The organism is Streptomyces sp. NPDC059787 (genome assembly GCF_042732315.1).
In the GTDB taxonomy this organism is placed as follows: domain Bacteria; phylum Actinomycetota; class Actinomycetes; order Streptomycetales; family Streptomycetaceae; genus Streptomyces; species Streptomyces atrovirens.
Map to the genome: position 1 here is coordinate 1 of NZ_JBHWHX010000093.1, position 1,991 is coordinate 1,991.

Consider the following 1,991-nt stretch of genomic DNA (forward strand, 5'->3'; position numbering starts at 1 on the left):
ACCCGGTCGAGCGCATGATGCGCGACGCCAAGATCACCCAGATCTACGAGGGCACCAACCAGGTCCAGCGCATCGTCATGGCCCGCAACCTGCCGTAACGGCGGGCGGGCCGGGCAGCGGAGGGCGTCCGGGGCCGGGCGCCCTCCGCTCTTCCCGGCCGGTGTGCGCCGTCACAGGAAGCGGCGGATCGGGGTGACCGCGGCCTCGGCGAGGCGTTCGGTCAGGGGACGGCGCCGCCAGCGGGCCGGGTCGACGGGCTCGCCCAGCTTGCGGTCGGCGTCGAAGTCGGCGTCCAGCGCGGCCGTGAAGTCCTCGTCGAGGACGGCCAGCATGACCTCCTCGTCGTGCTCCAGGGAGCGGCGGTTGAAGTTGGTGGAGCCGATGAGGGAGCAGACGCCGTCCACGGTGATGACCTTCGTGTGCAGCATGGTCGGCTGGTACTCCAGCACCTCCACGCCCGCGTCGACCAGGGTCTGGTAGTGCTGCCGGCCGGCCAGCCGGCAGGCCCGCTGGTCGGTGTACGGCCCCGGCAGCAGGATCTCCACCCGCACGCCCCGGCGGGCGGCGGCGGCCAGGAGGTCGATGAAGTAGGTGTCGGGCGCGAAGTAGGCCGTGGACAGCCGGAAGCGCTCCCGCGCCGAGGTGATCATGACGCGCAGCAGTGTCTGCATGTCCTGCCAGCCGAAGCTGGCCGAGCCCCGTACCACCTGGACCGTGGCGTTCCCCGGCTGTTCCTGGGGGGTGAAGCGGTCGTGCTCGTCGTACAGGTCGTCGTGGCACTCGGCCCAGTTCTGGGCGAAGGCCGCGGCGATGCCGTCCACGGCGGGCCCCCGGACCCGTACGTGGGTGTCGCGCCACTCGCCGGGGCCGCGGGCGTCACCGCACCACTCCTGGGCGATGCCGACGCCCCCGGTGAACGCGGTGTGCTCGTCGGTCACCAGGACCTTGCGGTGGCAGCGGTGGTTCTGCCGCATCGGCGACAGATGGAGGGGCTTGCGGAACCAGGCCACCTGGACGCCGGCGTCGTCCATGGCGTCCAGCAGCTCCGGCTCGATCTCCTTGGCGCCGAAACCGTCCAGCAGCAGCCGTACCCGGACCCCGGAGCGGGCCCGCTCGGCCAGGGCGTCGGCGAACTCCCGCGCGATGTCGCCGCGCCAGTACACGAACGTCATCATGTCGACGGTGTGCTCCGCGGCGCGGATGGCCTCCAGCATCGCGGGGAAGATCCGGTCGCCGTTGCGCAGCGGCACGAGTTCGTTGCCCTCGGTCGCGGCGATGCCGATGAGCCGTTCCAGCCGTCTGCGCAGCCGCTGTCTCTCCGCCTGTGGTGTCATGTGCGCCCTCCCCTGAGCCGTTCGTTCCCGCCCCGTCTCTCTTTTCCGCTGTCGGTGCTTCCAAGCAGAGACGTGGTCCGGGCCGCCCTGTGGTGGTCATGGGGGCGGGGGCGTAGGACGGAGAGGGCGGGGGCCGAACCCCGGCCCTCTCCGTCCCCCTGGGAGGAACCATGACCCAGCAGCAGCCGACCACCACGGAACCGATGAGCCAGGAGATGCAGGACTGCATCCAGGCGTGCATGGCCTGCCACGGTGTGTGCGAGGAGACCATGAGCTCCTGTCTGCAGACGGGCGGCGAGGCCCGGATGCCGATCATGCGGGCGCTCATGGACTGCTCGGAGATGACCCGCATGTGCGCGGACATGATGATGCGCCGCTCGCCGCTGGCGAACGAGATGTGCATGATGTGCGCGCAGGCCTGCGACATGTGCGCCGAGGCGTGCATGTCCATGCCGGACGACGAGCGGATGACGCGCTGCGCCGAGTCCTGCCGCCGCTGCTCCGAGATGTGCCGCGCCATGTCGGGCGCCACGATGTGACGCCGTCGCCGGACACGGCTGTGGGGCCCCCCCGCGGGGGGCAAGAACACGGTGGAGGGGGGCGCTTCGGGGTGCGGGGGGGGGGGGGTGAGGAGGGGGGCCGGCGGGGTGGCCGGGG

General features: G+C 71.7%; 3 protein-coding genes. 2 read left to right on the forward strand and 1 reads right to left on the reverse strand.

Features of this window, described 5'->3' with window-relative positions; translation table 11 throughout:
• Positions 1 to 98: acyl-CoA dehydrogenase family protein (locus tag ACFV5H_RS37345; RefSeq protein ID WP_157849844.1), on the forward strand; the 98-nt coding region annotated here is incomplete at its 5' end.
• A 72-nt stretch (positions 99 to 170) separates the two neighbouring features.
• Here the strand turns inward: ACFV5H_RS37345 and ACFV5H_RS37350 are convergent.
• Entirely contained in the window at positions 171 to 1,334 is a 1,164-nt protein-coding gene (locus tag ACFV5H_RS37350) for a phosphatidylserine/phosphatidylglycerophosphate/cardiolipin synthase family protein (protein WP_385199142.1), read from the reverse strand.
• Positions 1,335 to 1,504: 170 nt separating this feature from the next.
• On the opposite strand from ACFV5H_RS37350, the gene ACFV5H_RS37355 reads away from it, so the two are divergent.
• Positions 1,505 to 1,873 (forward strand): four-helix bundle copper-binding protein, encoded by a 369-nt coding sequence (locus ACFV5H_RS37355; RefSeq protein WP_385059365.1) that lies wholly within the window; start codon positions 1,505 to 1,507, stop codon positions 1,871 to 1,873.
• Positions 1,874 to 1,991: the final 118 nt, after the last annotated feature.

Bases quoted from the DNA above. Each gene is read 5' to 3' on its own strand.
- ACFV5H_RS37355 (WP_385059365.1), top strand. From the start codon at position 1,505: ATGACCCAGCAGCAGCCGACCACCACGGAACCGATGAGCCAGGAGATG.
- ACFV5H_RS37350 (WP_385199142.1), bottom strand. From the start codon at position 1,334: ATGACACCACAGGCGGAGAGACAGCGGCTGCGCAGACGGCTGGAACGG.